The organism is Labilibaculum manganireducens (assembly GCF_963665805.2).
GTDB classification, from domain to species: Bacteria; Bacteroidota; Bacteroidia; order Bacteroidales; family Marinifilaceae; genus Labilibaculum; species Labilibaculum manganireducens.
Window position 1 is genome coordinate 1465921 of the sequence record NZ_CAXXEE010000003.1, and the last position, 20683, is coordinate 1486603.

Annotated in this window: 14 protein-coding genes; all 14 read left to right on the forward strand. The window is 34.3% G+C overall.

Features of this window, described 5'->3' with window-relative positions:
- The first annotated feature begins 1342 nt into the window (after window positions 1-1342).
- The 14 genes from ACHZAX_RS05550 to ACHZAX_RS05615 all read left to right on the forward strand — a co-directional run bounded on the left by ACHZAX_RS05550 (window position 1343) and on the right by ACHZAX_RS05615 (window position 20622).
- Complete coding sequence (locus ACHZAX_RS05550; protein WP_320018337.1) at window positions 1343-3295, forward strand: polysaccharide biosynthesis protein; 1953 nt, start codon at window positions 1343-1345, stop codon at window positions 3293-3295.
- 452 nt (window positions 3296-3747) lie between these two features.
- On the forward strand, window positions 3748-6168 hold the full coding sequence (locus tag ACHZAX_RS05555; protein ID WP_320018338.1) for an SLBB domain-containing protein: 2421 nt from the start codon (window positions 3748-3750) through the stop codon (window positions 6166-6168).
- Window positions 6169-6205: 37 nt separating this feature from the next.
- Window positions 6206-6586 carry a GxxExxY protein gene (locus ACHZAX_RS05560; RefSeq protein WP_320018339.1) on the forward strand — a complete coding sequence of 127 codons (381 nt, stop codon included), beginning with the start codon at window positions 6206-6208 and terminating at the stop codon, window positions 6584-6586.
- A 99-nt stretch (window positions 6587-6685) separates the two neighbouring features.
- Window positions 6686-7825: a Wzz/FepE/Etk N-terminal domain-containing protein gene (locus ACHZAX_RS05565; protein ID WP_320018340.1), complete on the forward strand. Its 1140-nt coding sequence runs from the start codon at window positions 6686-6688 to the stop codon at window positions 7823-7825.
- Window positions 7826-8036: 211 nt separating this feature from the next.
- Complete coding sequence (locus tag ACHZAX_RS05570; RefSeq protein WP_320018341.1) at window positions 8037-9575, forward strand: lipopolysaccharide biosynthesis protein; 1539 nt, start codon at window positions 8037-8039, stop codon at window positions 9573-9575.
- Window positions 9576-9580: 5 nt separating this feature from the next.
- A complete protein-coding gene (locus ACHZAX_RS05575) occupies window positions 9581-10684 on the forward strand; it encodes a polysaccharide pyruvyl transferase family protein (protein ID WP_320018342.1) in 1104 nt (367 codons plus the stop codon).
- 11 nt (window positions 10685-10695) lie between these two features.
- Window positions 10696-12420: a 2-succinyl-5-enolpyruvyl-6-hydroxy-3-cyclohexene-1-carboxylic-acid synthase gene (menD, locus tag ACHZAX_RS05580; protein ID WP_320018343.1), complete on the forward strand. Its 1725-nt coding sequence runs from the start codon at window positions 10696-10698 to the stop codon at window positions 12418-12420.
- 1 nt (window position 12421) lies between these two features.
- Window positions 12422-13240: an SDR family NAD(P)-dependent oxidoreductase gene (locus ACHZAX_RS05585; RefSeq protein ID WP_320018344.1), complete on the forward strand. Its 819-nt coding sequence runs from the start codon at window positions 12422-12424 to the stop codon at window positions 13238-13240.
- Between the two features lie 35 nt (window positions 13241-13275).
- Complete coding sequence (locus tag ACHZAX_RS05590; protein ID WP_320018345.1) at window positions 13276-14538, forward strand: glycosyltransferase family 4 protein; 1263 nt, start codon at window positions 13276-13278, stop codon at window positions 14536-14538.
- Between the two features lie 455 nt (window positions 14539-14993).
- Window positions 14994-16238 carry a hypothetical protein gene (locus tag ACHZAX_RS05595; RefSeq protein WP_320018346.1) on the forward strand — a complete coding sequence of 415 codons (1245 nt, stop codon included), beginning with the start codon at window positions 14994-14996 and terminating at the stop codon, window positions 16236-16238.
- Between the two features lie 84 nt (window positions 16239-16322).
- Window positions 16323-17195, forward strand: coding sequence for a glycosyltransferase family 2 protein (locus tag ACHZAX_RS05600; protein ID WP_320018347.1), 873 nt, complete (start codon window positions 16323-16325; stop codon window positions 17193-17195).
- An 11-nt stretch (window positions 17196-17206) separates the two neighbouring features.
- On the forward strand, window positions 17207-18415 hold the full coding sequence (locus tag ACHZAX_RS05605) for a glycosyltransferase (protein ID WP_320018348.1): 1209 nt from the start codon (window positions 17207-17209) through the stop codon (window positions 18413-18415).
- Window positions 18416-18430: 15 nt separating this feature from the next.
- A complete protein-coding gene (locus ACHZAX_RS05610) occupies window positions 18431-19468 on the forward strand; it encodes a polysaccharide biosynthesis protein (RefSeq protein ID WP_320018349.1) in 1038 nt (345 codons plus the stop codon).
- Window positions 19469-19479: 11 nt separating this feature from the next.
- A complete protein-coding gene (locus ACHZAX_RS05615) occupies window positions 19480-20622 on the forward strand; it encodes a capsular polysaccharide biosynthesis protein CapF (protein ID WP_320018350.1) in 1143 nt (380 codons plus the stop codon).
- The last annotated feature ends 61 nt before the right edge of the window (window positions 20623-20683 follow it).

Below are 20683 nucleotides of genomic sequence, written 5' to 3' on the forward strand. Positions count from 1 at the left end.
CGAATGCCACCCCGGGATAAGAATGGGACATAACAAATTGGCGCAGGTGAAAATCATTCTTTGAAACAAGATCTTATTCTGCGCCACAAGATGTAATGTAAAAAGAAGCATGGGATTGAATTACCTCTCGGATTTTGCCGTTGGAGAAGAAGTATCTTGAAAAGTCGAAGGTCGAAAAATCAAAAAAAAAGTCAATTGCAGTTTTATGGTTTTAAATGCTGTGTGGCTTTGGCCCACCGTTGGGGAAGATATGTGTTTTGTGAAGCCATGAATTGCCAACTGCTTAAGCTGTTGTCTGAAAAGGTTATCGCAGCAATTCTCCCATTTTAAGGGGAGATCCCGACAGGGAGAGGGTGAAAAGTCTTGAAGAGTTTGGAAAGGTCTCAAAAGTCGAAAGGTCAAAAAGTCAATTGCAGTTTTATGGTTTTAAATGTTATGTGGCTTTGACCCACCGTTTGGGAAGATATGTGTTTTGTGAATTCATGCATTGCCAACTGCTTAAGCTGTTGTCTGAAAAGGTTATCGCAGTAATTCTCCCATTTGCAATTCTCCCATTTTCAGGGGAGATCCCGACAGGGAGAGGGGTGTTTGAGGATTGAAAAAGTCTTGAAGGGTCTCAAAAGTCTGGAAAGGTCGAAAGGTCAAAAAAAATCAATTGCAGTTTTATGGTTTTAAATGCTGTGTGGCTTTGGCCCACCGTTGGGGAAGATATGTGTTTTGTGAAGCCATGAATTGCCAACTGCTTAAGCTGTTGTCTGAAAAGGTTATCGCAGCAATTCTCCCATTTGCAATTCTCCCATTTTAAGGGGAGATCCCGACAGGGAGAGGGGTGTTAGAAGATTGAAAAGTCTTGAAGAGTCTTGAAGAGTCTGGAAAGGTCTCAAAAGTCTTGAAAAGTCAAAAAGTCAAAAAGTCAAAAAGTCAAAAAAAGTCAATTGCAGTTTTATGGTTTTAAATGTTATGTGGCTTTAGTCCTAATCGAATGCATTGCCAACTGCTTTAGCTGTTGCAGGGAAGGTGAAGTAGGGAAAATGAATGGCAAAACGGTCAAAAGAAGGGATGGTACAATTGTCATGTTGTAAATATTACCGGGTGTTGTTTTAACGGATTTAAAATGAATGTATTGCGTTTTTTTTGAAACTTTTACGCAACCCTTTGCGTTTTATGTAATCATATAGTTTTGAGGGGCTATGGATTAAAAGATTATAATTGCATGTGAATGGGCCGTAAAAAACGATAAAAAGTAAAAATGGCAACTTTGACAGTTGCTTTTAGTAAAATAAGGAAGTATTTTTGTACTCAGTATTTATTGTACACACTACTACATATAAAACCAATATCTATGAATTTATCTAAAATTAGTGTCTTCGATCACAACACTCCTCGTTGGATCGTTTTTCTAATTGATTTGTTTATTGGGCTGGCTTCAATTTCTGCCGCTTACTTATTACGTTTCAACTTTAATATTGAGAGTGTTAATCTGAGTTCCGCAAAGTTTGTTATTCCTTTGGTTTTATTGGTGAGAGCTATTAGTTTTCTGATTGGGGGAACTTATGCAGGAATTGTCCGGTACACAAGTGCTAAAGATGCCGAACGTATTTTCATGGTGATTTCCTTGGGATCTTTACTGTTTGTTCTTACAAACGGATTGAGCTACTATTTTCTGAACGGCGTTTACCTGCTTCCGTTTTCTATTCTGATTATAGAATACATATCAATGGTTTTTTTGATGACCAGCAGTCGTATTATTTTTAAGGCTCTTTATTTTAGATACTTAACTTATTCTAAAATTCGGGAAAACATACTGATTTATGGCAGCGATGAGTTTGGTATTATGGCAAAACACGCACTGGATAGTGGAAAAGATATCAATAGTACAATTGTTGGATTTATCGATCACAACAACAAAAAAGTCGGGAGTAAATTAGAAAATATAAAAATTTATAGTCCGAATGACTTAGATAGATTGTTGGAAAAGCAGGAAATCGATAAGGTTATTATTGCCAAAAAAGATTTAAGTGTTGATGAACGTCAGGATGTGATTGAAAAATGCCTGAATAAAAATGTGAAAGTTTGGGAGGTTCCTAAATTTGAAAGCTGGGTGAACGGCGAGTTGAGTGTGAAGCAGATCCGGGCCATTAAAATAGAGGATTTGTTGGAGCGTGAACCCATAAAATTAGACTGGGATGAAATAGACAGTCAGGTGAGTGGCAAAACGGTTTTGGTAACCGGTGCTGCTGGATCTATTGGTAGTGAAATGGTGCGTCAGGTAGCACGTTTTCGTCCCAAGAGCATTATTTTGTTTGATCAGGCAGAATCACCCTTATACGATATTGAATTGTCGTTAAAGGAAGAGTTCAATTTTTATGATTTTGAGATTGTTATTGGAGACGTGCGTGATTTGGAACGAACACGTAAAATGTTTGAAATCTTCAAGCCTCAATTGGTGTATCATGCAGCGGCTTATAAGCATGTACCAATGATGGAGAACAATCCTTCCGAGGCCATAAAAACAAATGTGTTTGGAACCAGGAACATTGCTGATTTATCATTGGAATATGGCGTGGAGCGTTTTGTAATGGTTTCGACCGATAAGGCTGTGAACCCAACCAATGTAATGGGAGCATCGAAAAGAATTGCTGAGATTTATACTCAAAGCATGAATTTCCCGGGTGGACAAACGCATTTTATTACAACAAGATTTGGGAATGTGTTGGGCTCAAATGGCTCTGTAATTCCCCGGTTTAAGTCTCAGATTGAAAAAGGTGGCCCCATTACGGTTACTCATCCTGATATTACCAGATATTTTATGACGATTCCTGAAGCTTGTCAGTTGGTGATGCAGGCTGGTGCAATAGGTAAAGGAGGGAAAATCTTTATTTTTGATATGGGTCGTTCTGTGAAAATTGTTGATTTGGCCTACAAAATGATCAAATTAAGCGGACTGAAGGTAGGTGTTGATGTAAATGTTCAGTTTACCGGTTTGCGTCCCGGCGAAAAATTGTTCGAGGAATTGTTGAATGTGAAAGAGAATACAGTACCTACCAAACATCCTAGAATTATGATTGCAAAAGTCCGGGCTTATGAACGGGAAGAGGTTGAACTACTGATTAACCATTTTTGTGAATTGCTTGATGAAAATGATAATTTTAAGATTGTTGCGCATATGAAGGCTATTGTACCTGAATTTAAGTCAATGAATTCAATCTATGAACAGTTGGATGCAAAAATTATCCGCAGGAAAGAGCAGATTGGATTGATTGATTTGGCCGAAATCAAAGAGATGCTGCGATAATTATCCGGAGAAATGGAAGTTGTTATACAACAGTTTGTTAAATTCTTGTAAGTGCTTTATTTTTAGAGAGATTTCATTAATGGGCATCCTGACCTAAGGTTTGAAAATAAGCGCATTGTTAATCAGTCTAATATCTCACAGCTAAAATCTAACGATCTATTATTATAAGGAGACCGTATCGAATTTATTGACACGGTTTTTTTATTTGGCAGGTTTGACAGGCAAATAAATGATTGAGAAATTGTACTATTGCAGGGAATTGCAGTTCTGTATGCAATGTGTTCATAAAATAAGGGAAGTAAAATGCTCTGAAATTAGGGAATTGTGGATTCGTTCCTTATTTTTGTGCTGCGAAAAAAATCTTTCGTCTTATTGAAATAGGGTTTTGTCACAACAAAACGGATATAGATGATAGGAATAAAGGTACATACTATATAAATGTTATTGAAATTATGATTTGGTCGGTAAAAAAAATGTTTCTGGTTTGTTTGTTTGCGGTTTTATTCATCGGGACAGCAAACTCTCAAAACACAAATATCAATCCAGCGAGTGTAAATGTGGAAGCCTTGAGTGATGCTCAGGTTGAAAAGCTGATTTCCGAAATGGAAAAAAACGGCATGAGTCTGGAAGAGGCAATGGCACTGGCACGGGCCAGAGGAGCTTCTCAGTTGCAGATCGATCAAATGGTGAAAAAAATCAACGAGTACAAAAGTGGAAAGCGAAATGTAAAAGCTCCGGCAGATGATTCTCAGGAGACTTTGGTGCCGGAGGTGAAGCTTTCGGAAAAAGCAGACTTTAAAGCCACAGAAAAAAACAAAGAGATTTTTGGGTTTCAATTTTTCAACTCAAAAAATTTAAGTTTCGAACCGGCAATCGATGTGCCTGTGTCAGAATCTTACTCTTTAGGAATAGGTGATGAAGTAAATATATCTGTTTATGGTGCTTCTCAGCAAAATTATCAGTTAACAGTTCAAAAAAGCGGAGCCATAACCATTCCTGATTTAGGGCCGGTTCACGTGTATGGCATTTCGTTTGCCAAAGCACAGGCAAAAATTAAAAGCAGATTGCTTTCCATTTACAATGGCATGGGGGGCGATCGGCCAAATACCTTTGCTGATGTAAGTATGGGAAGCTTAAAAGGGATTAAAGTGAATGTGATTGGGGAGGTGAATTTGCCGGGTACCTATTCTTTGCCGGCAACGGCTTCGGCTTTTAATGCCTTATACCTTGCAGGGGGACCCAATGAAAATGGATCTTTCCGAAATATAGACGTGCAGCGCGATGGTAAATTGGTATGCAGTATAGATGTTTACGCTTATTTAATCGATGGAAAAACGCAAAACAACATACAGTTGCGCGATCAGGATGTGGTCTTGGTGCGTCCTTACGCAAAAAGAGTGAAAGTAGCAGGAGAATTTAAACGGACCGGATTGTTTGAGGCTCAAAAAGAGGAGACTGTAGCCGATTTACTGCGTTTCGCAGGTGGCTTTACGGATAAAGCTTATACTCATCGTTTGGAATTGTATCGCAACAATACCAGAACTCTTAGTTTTAAAGGAGTTGCTGCTGATCAATACGATCAGGTGCAGCTGATGAACGGTGACTCATTGGTGGCAGGAATGCTGACCGAACGTTTCGAAAACAGGGTAAGCATAGATGGCGCGGTGTACCGTCCGGGAAATTATGAATTAACCGAAGGCCTGCAGTTGTCCCAATTGATTCAAAAAGCGGAAGGACTCAAAGAAGAAGCATTTATGGAGCGTGCCGTGATTACCAGAAAGCTGGAGGACATGAGCTTGAAAGCCATTTCCTTTTCGGTCCGGGATGTGGTGAATGGAAAAATAGATTTTGAGCTTCAGAAAGAAGACCGGATTCAGATTTCATCCATATTTGATATGCGCGAAGCCAGAACGGTTGAAATTGTTGGGGAAGTTCAGTTCGAAGGAACTTATGCCTGGGCAGAAAATTTACGGATAGGAGATCTGATTTTTCAGGCAGGAGGTTTCAAAGAGGATGCTGAGGTGGCAGGATTGGAAGTGAGCCGCGTGCTGGATTACAAGGAAACAAGTGAATTGACAAAATCATTGCTGCATACCTTCCAGTTTTCGTTGGACCGGAATTTAAAATTGAATTTGGAAGATGAAGCCTTTTTATTGAAACCTTTCGATAAAGTATATGTGCGCCGCGCTCCAGGTTTTCGTCCGCAGGGAGCTGCCAACATTCAGGGAGAAGTTAAATATTCCGGGGATTACGGGATTACTCATAAGAACGAAAAAATATCAGATATCATTCGAAGAGCAGGAGGGATCACTTCAGAGGCTTATGTGAAAGGGGCTTCCCTGCGAAGAAGAATAGAATTGAGCGAAGCTGAATATCAGGCCAAAGTGGCGATTGCAGCTCAGGATACCACCATGACCGAAGCGGATATTGAAAAGGTAGCCTATCAGATTGTTGGAATCGATTTGACAGCCATTTTAGGTCATCCCGGTGGCGTGGAAGATTTGCAGGTAAAAGCAGGAGATCAGATCTTGGTTCCCTCTAAATTAGAGACGGTAATGGTATCCGGCTCTGTATTGAGTCCGGTGGCTCATACTTTTACAAAGAAGAAAAAATTAAAAGATTACGTGTACAGCAGTGGTGGTTTTGCCGAACGGGCAAAAAAAGGAAAGGTATATGTTCTGTATGCCAATGGAACCACTCAGGCAACAAAAGGAGGACTATTCGGCCGTCGTTTTCCGAAGGTAGAACCGGGTTGCGAGATCATTGTGCCCGAAAAACCAGAGGTTGACAAAGCCGGACAGGCAAGCAAATGGCTGGCCATAGCATCTACCTTTGCAACATTAATTACCGCCATTGCGGTGGCTACGCGTTAGGAAGAGGGAATTACACTGATTAATAAGGATTACACGGATGTCAAACTTGTTACACGAAGAAAAGACTTATTCAATAATTGGAGTGTGTATGGCAGTTCATCGATCATTAGGTTCGGGCTTTCTGGAAAGTGTATATGCTGAAGTATTGACAAAAGAATTTGAAAAAAGGAATATTCCTTTCGAAAGAGAAAAGAAACTGGAATTATATTATGACGGTGAAAAGCTAGACAAATATTTTAAAGCGGACTTTGTCTGTTGTAATTCAATCATTCTTGAATTAAAAAGTAAAAGCAGAATTATAAAAGTAGACGAGCAGCAAATCATTAACTATCTGAAAGCAACAAACTGTGAAGTTGGGCTTTTAGTTAATTTTGGTGAAAGTTCATTAAAATATAAACGATTCATTAATACCCAATAGGGAGATTACGCTGATTAATATCGATTACACAGATGATAGAGATGTACTCTGTTGCATCTGCGAAATCATTTTGAAATCCGCGAAATAACAATACGAAGTATGCAAGAAAACAATAACAACATACCTGCCCACACCGACGACGAAATAGACTTAATCGCCCTCGCAAAGACCCTCTGGAACGGACGAAAAACCGTAATCCGTACCACCCTTATTTTTATGGTGCTGGGTTTGTTCATCGCCATTTTCTCAGCGAAAGAATACACCGCATCAACCACCATGGTACCACAGTCATCTGAAGGAGGATCTAAACTGGGGGGTAGCTTGGGCGGACTGGCCGCCATGGCAGGAATCAATCTGGGAAGCATGAGCGGTGGTTCTACCATTCCCCCAACCTTATACCCAAAAATAATCAACAGCATCCCCTTCCAAAAAGAATTGATGCAAACTCCTCTTTCTATTGAAGGACAGGAGAAACAAGTGACATTTGCAGATTACTATCTGGAAATCAAAAAGCCAAATTTATTGGGCTATATTAAAAGATATACCATAGGATTACCAGGTGTTATTATTGGAGCCACCATCAAAGCCATTAAAGGCGAGCGTACAGACGCAATGCTTGCGTCTCAAAGCAATGACCAGTTACTAAGCATTACTGAAGACGAAAAGCAACTAATTAGCATCCTATCAGCTCAATTATCTCTGGAAGTAAACGACAAAGATGGCTACGTTTCCTTATCTGCGCGCATGCCCGAGGCCAAGGCTGCAGCCCAACTGGCCCAAAAAGCTCAGGAGCTTTTGCAGCAGGCCATTACCGACTTTAAAATACAAAAAGCAAAAGATCAATTGGTTTTTGTAGAGGAACGTTTTGCCGAAAAAGAAGCCGTATTTAATGAGGTGCAGGAGAAATTGGCCCGCTTTCGCGATCAGAACAGAAATGTGAGCACGGCGGTGGCTCAAACCCAATTGGAACGCCTGCAATCCGATTTTTCCATGGCTTCATCGGTCTACACCGAACTGGCCAAACAGTTGGAGACGCAAAAAATACAGGTAAAAGAGGATACGCCTGTTTTTACCATTATCGAGCCGGTATCCGTACCCATCGAAAAATCAAAACCCCAACGACCAATGATTTTGGTGATCTGGACTTTTCTGGGAGGAATTGTTGGAGTGGGGATGGTGTTCGGGAAGGAGTTTCTCGGTTCAATTAAAGAGCAGTGGAGAAAAAAAGATAGTTTTTAAATAGAATCAAATTAGATATTAGGGAATAGATCATTATGAAAAAATTAGTTAATTATTCTTGATCATTATCAATATAGTTGTGTTTTTAAAACGTTTTTAGATACATTTCAAGTAGTCGATTTTGGTATTTCAACCCAAATGTTATTATTCTTGTATCCTTATTTTCTAGAATATGTAGGTTGGACATTTTGTATAAAAATATATTATTATAATGATTTCGAGTAATAATAAACGTCTTGCAAAAAATTCTATCTTGCTCTATTTCAGAATGGGGTTAACAATGATTATTTCATTGATTTCCGCAAGAATAGTTTTAAATACATTAGGAGTTGCAGACTATGGTGTTTATAGTGTTGTTGGCGGATTTGTAGTATTGTTTTCTTTTTTAAATCAATCATTGAGTACTGTTACTCAACGGTATTTTGCAGTAGCGTTAGGAGAGAAGGATGATAAAAAATTATTGGGCTATTATAATAGTAGTATAATTATATATTTAGGTGTTGTTTTGATTGTTTTCATACTCGCTGAGACAATTGGTTTATGGTTCCTAAATAACAAAATGAGTTTCCCAGCAAATAGATCACTTGCTATATTTTGGGTATATCAATTATCAATTTTAACAACTGTTGTAGGTATACTAAAAGCGCCTCTGGATGCAAATGTTATAGCAAATGAAAGGATGTCTTTTTTTGCTTATACTAGTATTTTTGAAGCTGTATTAAAAGTACTAGTCCTATTTTTACTTGTAAGTTTATCATTTGATAAATTAATTGTTTATTCAGCATTAATATTGAGTGTTACAATATTGATTACTACTTGGTATAGTTATTATAATAGAAAAGAATTTAATTATGCTCGCTTTAAGATAGAACATGTAGAAAAGAAATACTTAATAGAGTTGTTAAGTTTTACTAGCTGGGGAATGCTTGGAAGCATTGCTAGTTTAGGTTTTAGACAAGGAGTAAATGTTATAATTAACATATTTTACGGAGTGACAGTAAATGCTGCGTTTGGTATAGCAAACCAAGTAAGTGCTATGTTTAGTCAATTTGCTTCTGGTTTTCAAATCGCATTAAACCCACAATTAACAAAGGCTGTTGCGGCAAAAGAAAAAGATCATCAAAATAAACTTATTTACAGGTCTTCAAAATTTTCATATTTTCTGCTTTTTTTTATTGGGTTACCTGTATTGCTCAATATGGAATTTCTTCTTACGTTATGGTTAAAAACTGTACCAGATTATACTGTAATATTCTGTCAATTGATAATAATAGGTACATTAGTAGATGTGATATCTGCTCCTTTTTGGGTTGTTGTTTTTGCTACAGGAAAAATTAAATTATATCAGATAATTGTTAGTACAATCATTATTTGTAACGTTATTTTTTCATATATAGCGGCTAAATACGGGTATGAACCAGAATTAACTTTATATATCAGAATTGGATTATTTGCTATTCAAAATGTTGTTAGGGTGATTTTTGTTAGCCAACTAATAGATTTTGATATTATTGATTTTTTAAAAAAGGTGTTAATACCTATAATATTTGTAACCATTATTGCGTCGCCATTACCAATATTGTTAAAGGGGAGTTTTACAGGGGTTCAACAGCTAATTTCCACTTCAGTTCTTTCAGCTTTTTTAGTCGTTGGATGTGTTTATTTTATTGGATTGGATCGAGATGAAAGAGTTTTTTTGAAATTGATTGTAGTACAACAAACACAAAAGTTTATATTTCGCAAAAAGTAAATTGAATGAAAAAGATAAAAATAATTTTAAGGTTCTTTTTTAGACCACCTTATCGCCTAATCAAAAGTATAATTAGGGATATCTATATACATAGGGAATCAAGTCGATTAGCCAATATTAGTAAAAGAGAAAAAAAAATACTTTACTTTGGAATAACTGAGCATTCAAATTTAGGAGATCTTGCACAGTATTATTGTATTCAAAGATGGATAAATAGTAATTATCCAGATACACCTAGTTATGAATTTGAAGCAACTATTATTGTCGATAAAAGATTCAGATTTTTAAAGCAATTAGAAAATGTTCTTGGTGATACTGATATAATCATTTTTCAAAGTGGCTACACTACACAAGATTTAGGTGGCGTCCATGATGAAATGCATAGGCTTGTATTGGATCGATTTCCTAATGCAAATGTTTTGATGATGCCACAAACTATATTTTTTAAAGAAGAAAAAAACAGGATGCGAACGGCTCAATCTTTAAATAGAGGAAAACACCATTTGTTTTTATCTAGGGATAGAATCTCATATGAACAAGCACTTATAATGTTCCCTGATATTACAAATGCATTGTTTCCTGATATTGTAACAACACTTATTGGTTATTATTCTTTTGACAATGAGAGAGATGGGGTTCTTATATGCCGTAGAAATGATGGTGAAAAGTATTATGATGAGGATAAGATTATAGAGTTGAAAAAGAACCTTGAGAAAATCACAAATGTATATATTTCAGATACTACAATAAATGATTCTTATAAAAAGATTAGAAAAAACCTTAAGCCTTATATTGAAAGTATTATTGAGGAATATTCTAAGTATAAAGTAATTATAACCGATAGGTACCACGGGACTATTTTTGCTTTAGCTGCAAATACACCTGTTATTGTGATACAAACAAATGATCATAAAGTAGTAACTGGATTGGATTGGTTTAAAGGTGTATATGATGAACACGCAATGTTTGCTAATTCTTTAGAAGATGCTCTTGCTTTAGCAAAGAAGACTCTGGATGCTAATATTAATTTTAAGTTAGACCCGTATTATGATGATAAGTATAGTAAAGAGTTAAAACCTTTGCTAGAAAAAGTAATGTTAAATAATTAAAATTGTAAGTAATGTATTCTAATTATAAAAGTATTCAGATTTTGCTAGCATTATTAAAAAAATATAATGTTAGAAATATTATTACATCCCCTGGCGGAAGTAATACTCCAATTGTTCATTCTATTGAAAATGATGCTTATTTTAAAACTTATTCCGTTGTTGATGAAAGAAGTGCAGTTTATTTTGGAATTGGAATAGCTCAGATTATAAATGAGCCTGTAGCATGTCTTTGTACTTCAGGAACTGCTGTTAGTAATTATTTACCTGGCATGACTGAGGCATATTATCAGAATGTACCTATTATTGCAATCACAGCAGATAAAAACCCTTATTTCACAGGGCAGTTAGAGATACAAAAAACAGAGCAGAGAAATATTTTTGGAGATGTAAGTAAAAAATCTGTTGATTTACCTCTATGTAATACGGATGATGAAGAATGGTATTGCGCTCGATTAATTAAAGAAGCCTTACTTGCATCATCTCATCATGGCAAGGGTCCTGTTCATATAAATATCCCATTAGTTGGAAGCTATGCTAATTATAATGTAAAGGAATTACCAGAAATTTCTCCCATTACAGTAATCAACTGTGAGAATTCTGAGGAAGTTTGGAAAGGGTGTATTAACGTGCTTAAGGAAAGCAAAAAGATTTTAATTATTGTTGGACAAAATATCTTGTTTTCAGAAGAAGATAAAAATAATATAGAAACTTTTTTTGCAAAATTTAACTGTGTTATTTCTGTAGAACACCTTTCTAATCTGGAATGTGAAGGTACTGTATTTACATACCCAGTAACTGAAACTGGCAACACAAAGGAGCCAGACCTCGTTCCCGACTTAGTAATTTCTATGGGAAATAATCTTGCGAATTATGGGATGAAACCTTTTTTAAGAAGAAACTGTAAACAAATTCAACATTTTGCAATTGATGAAGGTGGTAGAGTCAGAGATGTATATCAAAGCTTAACTACTATTTTTGAATGTACCCCATCTTATTTCTTCAGATTTTTTGCAAAAAACGATTCTGGCTCCTCAAATAATCAACAGTATTATAATGCATGGAAAAATGAATCAGAAAGTATTGTTCTACCTGAATTCGATTTTTCTAATTTTTATTTAGCAAAACAACTCTCTTGTATAATTCCAGAAAACTCAATACTCCACTTAGCAATTTTGAATAGTGCTAGAGTAATGCAATTCTTCGAATTAGCTAAAGGTGTGCGTGTGCATAGTAATGTTGGAGCTTTGGGTATAGATGGGTGCCTATCTACTTTCATGGGGCATGCTGCAGTTACAGAGGAATTAGCTTTTTTGGTAATTGGTGATTTGAGCTTTTTCTATGATATGAATGCTGCGGGGATTAAACATTTGGATAAAAATGTAAGAATTATTTTGTTGAATAATGGAGGAGGGGCCGAATTTCAATTTTTTCTTAATAAAAAGGACATACCCACCTTAAATGAGAATATCTGCGCCGAACATCGTAAAATAGCTAAAGGTTGGATATCATCATTAGGTTATGAATATCAATCTGTAACAACAAAAGAACAATTAAATGATGTTTTTGACTCATTCGCCGAAAAATCAGATAGACCTAAGTTTTTAGAGGTCTTTACAAAAATGGAAGAAGATGCATTTATTACTCGTGAATTTTATAATATAAATCAACAGAACAGGTCTGTTATGCAAAAAGCAAAAGGTGTAGCATTTAGACTTAAGAACAAAATATCGAAATAAAGTGATCAGATTCATTAAAAACAAAATCAAGCAGCTTATAGTAAAAGAACGACTAGTTCCTATTTATATTTCCAAAGATTCAAAGTCTCTACTAAATGGTAAAACAGCATTGATTTCGGGCGGGAGTAGTGGTATTGGATTCGCTATAGCCAAAAAACTATCAAACTCTGGTTGTAAAGTAATCATATCAGGAAGAAACGTGGAGAAGCTACAGAAAGTTGCAAATGAGCTTTGTGTGAATTACATATCCTTTGATATAAGCGATATTGCGGAGACACAAGCAAAGTTTGATGAATTGGTTCGCGATAATCAAATTGATATACTAATTAATTCTGCTGGAGTACATTGTCCACAAAAATTTGGAGAGGTGTCAGAAGATGGCTGGGATAATGTTATTGATATAAATCTTAAAGGATTGTATTTCTTATGCCAATGCGTGGGTAATTACATGGTGGACAATAAAATAAAAGGACATATTTTGAATATTAGCTCTGCATCATCATTAAAGCCTTCTTGGACACCTTATGAAATTTCCAAGAGGGCTGTTAATGGAATAACTCAAGGTTTTGCGCATAAGTTAACATCTTATGGAATTGTTGTTAATGGATTAGCTCCCGGACCTACAGCAACACCAATGTTGAAGTTTTCCAAAGATGAGGAGGTTGATTTAACTTGGTCTGCTAATCCTTCAGGGAGAGTTTCTACTGTTGAAGAGATTGCTGAACTTGCTATTTTTATGGTGAGTGATTTGGGAAATGGAATTATAGGCGATACATTTTTTATGACAGGAGGATCTGGTACCATTTGCATTGATAAATAGAATTTTATTAATTAAACATTTTTTTGAGATTAAATATGAAATTACTCTGGATTACAAATACGTTATTTCCTGAGCCATCTAATGTGCTGGGGTTAGAACCTCCAGTTTTCGGAGGATGGATGTATGGTTTGGCGGAGCAGCTTGGTAAAAATGATGGTGTTGAATTAGCAATAGCTACAGTTTATAAAGGAAATGTATTGAAAAAGATTGTTTCTAATGGAGTTATGTATTACTTACTTCCTGTTAAAGATAAAACTAGGTATAATAATGAATTAGAAAATATATGGAAAGATATTTGTTTGGAATTTCAACCTGATATTGTGCATGTTCATGGTACAGAATATACACATGGACTTGCATGTATGAGAATATTACCACATTTGAGATATGTAATTTCCATTCAGGGATTAGTAAGTATAATTGTTAGGTATTATAATTCTGGATTAACATTTTTTGATATTGTTCGAAATTGGACCTTTAGGGATATAGTTAAAAGAGACAATCTTTTTCAAGCAAAAAATAAATTGCATGAAAGTGGGTTGTTAGAAAAAGAATATATAAAGCGAACTAAAAATGTAATAGGAAGAACTTGTTGGGATTTAGTTCATGTGAAAGCAATGAATGAAAAAGTAGATTATTATTTTTGTAATGAGTCTTTGCGAAATAAATTTTATTCTGCTGAAAAATGGTCTTTGAATAATTGTACAAAATATTCTATTTTTTTGAGTCAAGCTGGATATCCTTTGAAAGGATTGCATCAGGTTATTAAGGCATTATCTTTTTTAAGTAATTTATATCCAAATATTAAACTGCGTGTGGGGGGTCAAAATATTATTAATAGGAAAACAATAAAAGATAGGATTAAACTTTCTGGTTATGGTAAGTATATTTGTAGGCTTATAAAAAAATATGAGTTACAGAATAATGTTGTTTTTTTAGGTACGTTGACCGAAGAGCAGATGATAGTAGAATATCAGAATGCACATGTTTTTATTTGTCCATCTTCAATAGAAAATAGTCCAAATTCCTTGGGAGAAGCTCAAATAATAGGAACCCCTGTTATTGCTTCATATGTAGGAGGGATTCCTGATATGATTGAGAATAATGTGTCTGGATTATTGTATCGATTTGAAGAGATTGAAATGCTGGCTAAAAATGTATGTCAGGTTTTTGAGAATGAAGATCTTTCTTTAAAATTATCTAAACATGGAGTGCTTTCAGCTAGTGTTAGGCATAATAAAGATGAGAATTTTAAAAGAATATTATCTATATACTCTGATATCCTAGATTGCAAGTAGTTATTGTCTAATGTGCGATTGGGGAATAATTGATTTAAAACAATTGGTATTAGCGAAGAAATTGTTCGTTAAAGTAATCTAAATATTGTATTCTTTAGAAGTGTAATATTGTTTGTCATTTTCTTTATTCTCTTGAAGGATTATAATACCTCTAGACTAACCTCGGTATTAAAAGATATTTTCAACTAAATGCATTGTGGGCTTGCCCCGAGAATTTTTACTTGCAATGAAACTGTTACTTTTGGTACGAATAATGATCAAATAATTATTCGCAAAAAATAGTGAGTAAATTTATTTGCTTTATAAGAAATAATTATTGCCAATAATTGTAATTGATCAATAGTTTTGATTTATAAAGAATAATGTGTGAAATATGTTATTTTAACAAAAATATATTGAAATATAATTATTATCTATTTTTTTTAATGATAGATATAAACCTGTTTTAAATAATAATGGATATACAAAGTTCTTATAAAAAAATAGCAATATATTTTCTATTATTTGTTATTGTCTATATTTCTGATGATACTCTTTTGTTTGGTACAAGCAGCGATGTATATATGTATAGTAAGTTTAAATACTTATTATACTATTTACTTACAGTAGTCTTAATTATTAATGTTAGACGAATATCAAAATCAAATGCTATCTTATTAATGACTCTTGTTACACTAATTGCGATAACATCAATTAGTAATTCCGATTTCAGAGGAGGTTATGTATATCAAACTTTGATAATTGTTCTTTCATTTCTTTTAGTGAAGAAAATTAATTTCTCAGTATTTGCGGCTACCTATTGCAGATACATATACTTATTTGGAATAGCTTCTTTAGTTGCATATGTATTAGCAATATTATTTCCATTTATAATAAATTACTTCCCTGTTATTACAAATATATCGGGATTAGATAGCCATAATTTAATAGTTGCTGTAATACATGGGGATTACGGTCATGGTCTAAGAAATACTGGTATTTTTCGTGAACCTGGAGTTTATATGATTTATTTGAATATAGCACTGATGTTAAGCTTGTTTTACGAGAATTCATTAAATAAAAGATATGTTTTTATATATCTTTTATGTATTGCAACAACTGTTTCGACTGCAGGTATTATTGTTGCAGCAGGTATTTTGCTCGCATCAGTTTTTTACAGAAAAGATATGTTTTCAAAAGGAGAGAAGCGTTTAATATATTTACTGCCATTTTTTTTTGTATTGGTTTTGATTTACAATATTGGTCTCAGTGATGCTATATTTGGGAAATTAAATGCAGACTCAGACAAATATGTTAGTACATTGGCAAGAGTGGCATCATTTTTTGTACCACTTGTAAATTTCATGGATAATCCATTTTCAGGATCAGGATTAACCAGTTTCAATATAGAATTCGAGAAACAATCTATGATAATGTTTGGAATTCCTCTTTCTGCTGATGGAACAGCAACGAATACAATAACTAATAAATTTGCAACCTACGGATTACTTTTTGGTACTATTTTTATTTATGCATTATTTAGATTTTCAAAAAAGATATTTGGAAAAAATGTTTTTTTAAAATACGTATCATTTGTATTACTTCTGGCAATGTTTAGTAATGAAGATATGAGATATTCGTTGCTCTTTAATATGATCGTTTTTTATGGTTTAATTAAAGATAAGTCTTTGCAAAATCAATTTATTCAGGGTTCTAAATAAATTATGAGCAATGATAAATACAAAGCCTTGCAAATGATCAGTCCAAATAAATAGCGAAATCGATAAACAGAAAATTACAATATTATGAAAAAACCATTAGTTAGTGTGGTGATACCTTTTTATTCTGAAATAAAATGGCTTGAGGAGGCAATTAATAGCGTACTCCTTCAGACTTATGAGAATATAGAAATTTTATTAGTAAATGATGGTTCTAAAGAAAAATTTGATAGTATTATCAATGATTCTAAGATTGAAATCAACGTAATTAATAAGGAAAATGGTGGGCCAGCCTCAGCTAGAAATTTAGGGATTGAAAAAGCGTCAGGAAAGTATATTGCTTTTTTAGATTCTGACGATCTGTGGCTCCCAGAAAAACTATCAAATCAGATAAGTTTTATGGAAGAAAATAATTCTATTTGGAGTCAGCACTCTTATGAATTATTTTGGGATGACCGAGATAAAACCAAAATTATTGAAACTCGATTGTATACAGGGAATGTATATAGGGATTGCTTTATTTCTTTGAAACTTCAAACATCTTGTATCATAGTATTAAGGGCGGTTTTATTAGAGAACAATATACGTTTTCCTTATGATAAAAGATATGGAGAGGATACAGTCTTTTATAGCCAATTGGCAAAGAAATACCATCTTGCCTATATAAACGGTGTGTTGTCTCGATTTAGAATGCGAGGTTCAAATGCAGGTTTTAGAGCTGAAATACAATTACTGGATAGAGGAGAAACATGGCAGAGAATCAAGGATAATGATGAGATATTGAATATATTACCTAAGCTGGTTATTTTTGCTTATAAATTATCCTTTTTGATGAGTAATCTACTTAAAATAAGTAGAGATAAATATTTAAAAAATGCGAGAAATTTAGAATTTTTTGCCAAATTATTATATGTTATGCCATATACGATTTTTAGAATATATGGAAAAAACACAAAATAAATCCTTATAGTATGAATGTTTTATATTTTGGCGAATTTTGTGATAACAGCTTATACAAGAAAAAGGAAAATAAGCATTTGCCTTATTTTGTGGCTCAATATATGTATGAAAAAGCACTTTGTGACGAAATTGCTAAAGATGTTGAAGTTAACTTAGAAATAATAAGTATTTACCTTACGGAATATTTCCCGAAAGATACTTTCTTATTTAATAGGAAAAGTAGGGGGGAGACAAAACTCGGATATTTAAATTTTATTAATATTCCATATTTAAGAGAAATAAGCTACTTTTTATCAGCTTGCATTAAAATATTAAGTTGGTATGTCAGAAACAGGGATACAAGAAATATGAGAATTTATGCAAGTTGTCACTTCGCTCCTGTCTCTTTGGCTATAGTTTTAATGGGAAAGATTTTGTCAATTAAAAGAATTTGTACTTTTACAGATTTAGCTATTTTTAGTTTTTCAAAAGATAGAATTTCAAAAATGAAATTTTATAAAAGAATACTAATAAAACCATATGTCGATATGGTTACTTATTTACAAAAAAGTTATGATGCATATGTTTTATTTTCGGAAGGTATGAATCAATTAGTAAATCCGAAAAACAAACCTAATGTAATAGTAGAGGGAATTTTTAATGGGGAAAATCTTAATTGTAAAACATCTAACATTAAGATGAATGCTATAGCTCATGCTGGGACATTAAATGCAGAATATGGGATTGATAGAATTCTTGACTTATTTGAATTAATCGATGATCCATCACTGGAATTATGGCTGTTTGGGAATGGTGATATGGCAGATGAAATTAATAATAGAGCAAAAGTTGATACTCGAATCAAATATTTTGGTTTCATTCCTCGGGAGGATGTATTTGAAAAACTTAAACAAGCGAAATTACTCATCAATTTAAGATGTTCAAATGACATCTATACAAAATATTCTTTCCCATCAAAAATGTTTGAGTACATGGTTTCAACCACTCCCGTTTTCACTACTAGATTACAAGGGATACCTCACTCGTATTATCAGTTTTTATATGTAACGGATGATGAAAACTTAAATATAATTAAGTCTCAGATTCTTGAAATATTACAAAAGGATCAATCTGAACTAAATGAATTTGGAAAATGTGCTGCAAAATACATTTTGGATAAAAAGAATTCAACTTATCAGATTATGCAAATAAATAAGTTACTTAAATCAGTTAATAATTAATCAAATAATAGTGATATGTTTAAGGATAAAATTCTTTTAATTACGGGAGGAACAGGTTCCTTTGGAAATGCTGTTTTAAATCGTTTTTTAGATTCAGATATAAAAGAAATCCGAATTTTTTCTCGTGATGAGAAAAAGCAGGACGATATGCGTCACCGTTTGCAAAATCCAAAGGTGAAATTTTATATTGGTGATGTAAGAGATAAGCGTTCGGTTGACATGGCAATGATGGGGGTGGATTACGTATTTTCTGCAGCGGCTTTGAAACAAGTTCCTTCTTGTGAATTTTTCCCAATGCAGGCAGTTAAAACTAATGTGGATGGAACCGATAATGTGATTCAATCGGCAATTGCTCACGGAGTAAAAAACGTAGTAGTTCTTTCAACCGATAAGGCGGCTTATCCTATTAATGCTATGGGAATTAGTAAAGCGATGATGGAGAAAGTTGCAATTGCTCATGGTAGAGCATTAGGAGCAGATGCTACAACAACCATTTGCTGTACCCGTTATGGAAATGTAATGGCTAGTAGGGGTTCGGTGATTCCTTTGTGGGTGGATCAAATCAAGGCTGGAAATTCGATTACCATTACTGATCCGAATATGACCCGTTTCATGATGACTTTGGATGATGCTGTAGATTTGGTAATTTATGCTTTTCAAAATGGGGTAAATGGTGATCTGTTTGTGCAGAAAGCACCTGCTGCTACTTTATCTGTTTTGGCAGAATCTTTGAAACAATTATATCAGGCAGATACTGAAGTAAAAACAATTGGAACCCGTCATGGGGAAAAATTATATGAAACTTTAGTAACCCGCGAAGAAATGGCAAAAGCGATTGATATGGGCGAATACTACCGAATTCCCTGTGATAGTCGAGATTTGAATTACGATAAGTTTTTTAATGAAGGAGATGAAGAATTGTCAAAAATTGAGGACTATCATTCTCACAATACAACACCTTTGGATGTGGAAGGAATGAAAAAATTACTCTTGAAATTGGATTTTATTCGGGAGGATGTACTGATTGAGGAAAAAGAACCTGCTAAAATGTAATATAAAAAATTATGAAGATTTTAGTGACAGGAGCCAAAGGCTTTATCGGTACAAACCTGATAAGTCAATTGAGAAATATTCAGGAGGGAAAGGATAAAACTTATACGCTGAATTCAAATTTTGAAATATTGGAGTGCGATATCGATACGGATGCTATCGTATTGGAACAATACACTAAGGAAGCGACTTTTATTTATAATTTGGCAGGAATAAATCGTCCGGAGAAAGAAACAGAGTTCATGGAGGGTAATCATGATTTTGCTTCCGATCTCTTGAATCTTCTGCAAAAACATCAGAATACCTGTCCAATCATGCTTTCTTCATCTGCTCAGGCCAGTTTGGATAATCCCTATGGGAGATCCAAGAAAGCAGGGGAAGACCTACTATTTCAATATGCGAATAAAACCGGGGCAAAGGTGATGGTATATCGTTTTCCAAATGTTTTTGGAAAATGGTGCAGACCAAATTATAACTCGGCGATTGCTACTTTTTGCAATAACATAGCGAATGACTTGGATATTAGCATTTCGGATAGAAACAACGAAATGACTCTAGTTTATATTGATGATCTTGTCAAAGAATTAATTTTAGCTTTGCAAGGGAGAGAAAACAGAGAAGGGGATTTTTGTGTCGTTCCAATCGTTCATCATAAAACACTTGGAGACATTGTTGACTTACTCTATTCTTTTAAAGAGAGTAGAAAAGATCTTTCAGTGGCCAATTTGAATGATCCTTTTGCCAAAAAATTATATTCGACCTATTTGAGCTACCTGCCATGTGATAAGTTTTCTTATTCATTAAAAATGAATGTTGATCCTCGTGGTTCCTTCACTGAAATGTTAAAAAGTAAAGATAGGGGGCAGGTGTCTGTGAATATATCCAAACCTGGGATTGTGAAGGGGAATCATTGGCATCACACTAAGAATGAAAAGTTTTTGGTGGTGAGTGGAAAAGGGGTGATCCGCTTTCGTAAAATAGATGAAGAAAAGGTTTATGAGTATTTTGTTTCAGGAGATAAACTGGAGGTAGTGGATATTCCTGTTGGATATACGCACAATATAGAAAATTTGGGAACAAGCGATATGGTAACCGTGATGTGGGTAAATGAACCATTCGATCCTGAGTTTCCCGATACATTTTATTTAGAAGTGTAGTTAGTGATTGGTAATTTGTGATTAGTAAGTTGTAAATGGTTATTTGTAACTTATAGGTGTA

Coding starts and splice junctions, on each gene's coding strand:
- ACHZAX_RS05565 (WP_320018340.1), top strand. CDS start 6,686: ATGCAAGAAAACAATAACAACATACCTGCCCACACCGACGACGAAATA.
- ACHZAX_RS05550 (WP_320018337.1), top strand. CDS start 1,343: ATGAATTTATCTAAAATTAGTGTCTTCGATCACAACACTCCTCGTTGG.
- ACHZAX_RS05570 (WP_320018341.1), top strand. CDS start 8,037: ATGATTTCGAGTAATAATAAACGTCTTGCAAAAAATTCTATCTTGCTC.
- ACHZAX_RS05595 (WP_320018346.1), top strand. CDS start 14,994: ATGGATATACAAAGTTCTTATAAAAAAATAGCAATATATTTTCTATTA.
- ACHZAX_RS05590 (WP_320018345.1), top strand. CDS start 13,276: ATGAAATTACTCTGGATTACAAATACGTTATTTCCTGAGCCATCTAAT.
- ACHZAX_RS05605 (WP_320018348.1), top strand. CDS start 17,207: ATGAATGTTTTATATTTTGGCGAATTTTGTGATAACAGCTTATACAAG.
- menD (WP_320018343.1), top strand. CDS start 10,696: ATGTATTCTAATTATAAAAGTATTCAGATTTTGCTAGCATTATTAAAA.
- ACHZAX_RS05555 (WP_320018338.1), top strand. CDS start 3,748: ATGATTTGGTCGGTAAAAAAAATGTTTCTGGTTTGTTTGTTTGCGGTT.
- ACHZAX_RS05600 (WP_320018347.1), top strand. CDS start 16,323: ATGAAAAAACCATTAGTTAGTGTGGTGATACCTTTTTATTCTGAAATA.
- ACHZAX_RS05560 (WP_320018339.1), top strand. CDS start 6,206: ATGTCAAACTTGTTACACGAAGAAAAGACTTATTCAATAATTGGAGTG.
- ACHZAX_RS05615 (WP_320018350.1), top strand. CDS start 19,480: ATGAAGATTTTAGTGACAGGAGCCAAAGGCTTTATCGGTACAAACCTG.
- ACHZAX_RS05610 (WP_320018349.1), top strand. CDS start 18,431: ATGTTTAAGGATAAAATTCTTTTAATTACGGGAGGAACAGGTTCCTTT.
- ACHZAX_RS05575 (WP_320018342.1), top strand. CDS start 9,581: ATGAAAAAGATAAAAATAATTTTAAGGTTCTTTTTTAGACCACCTTAT.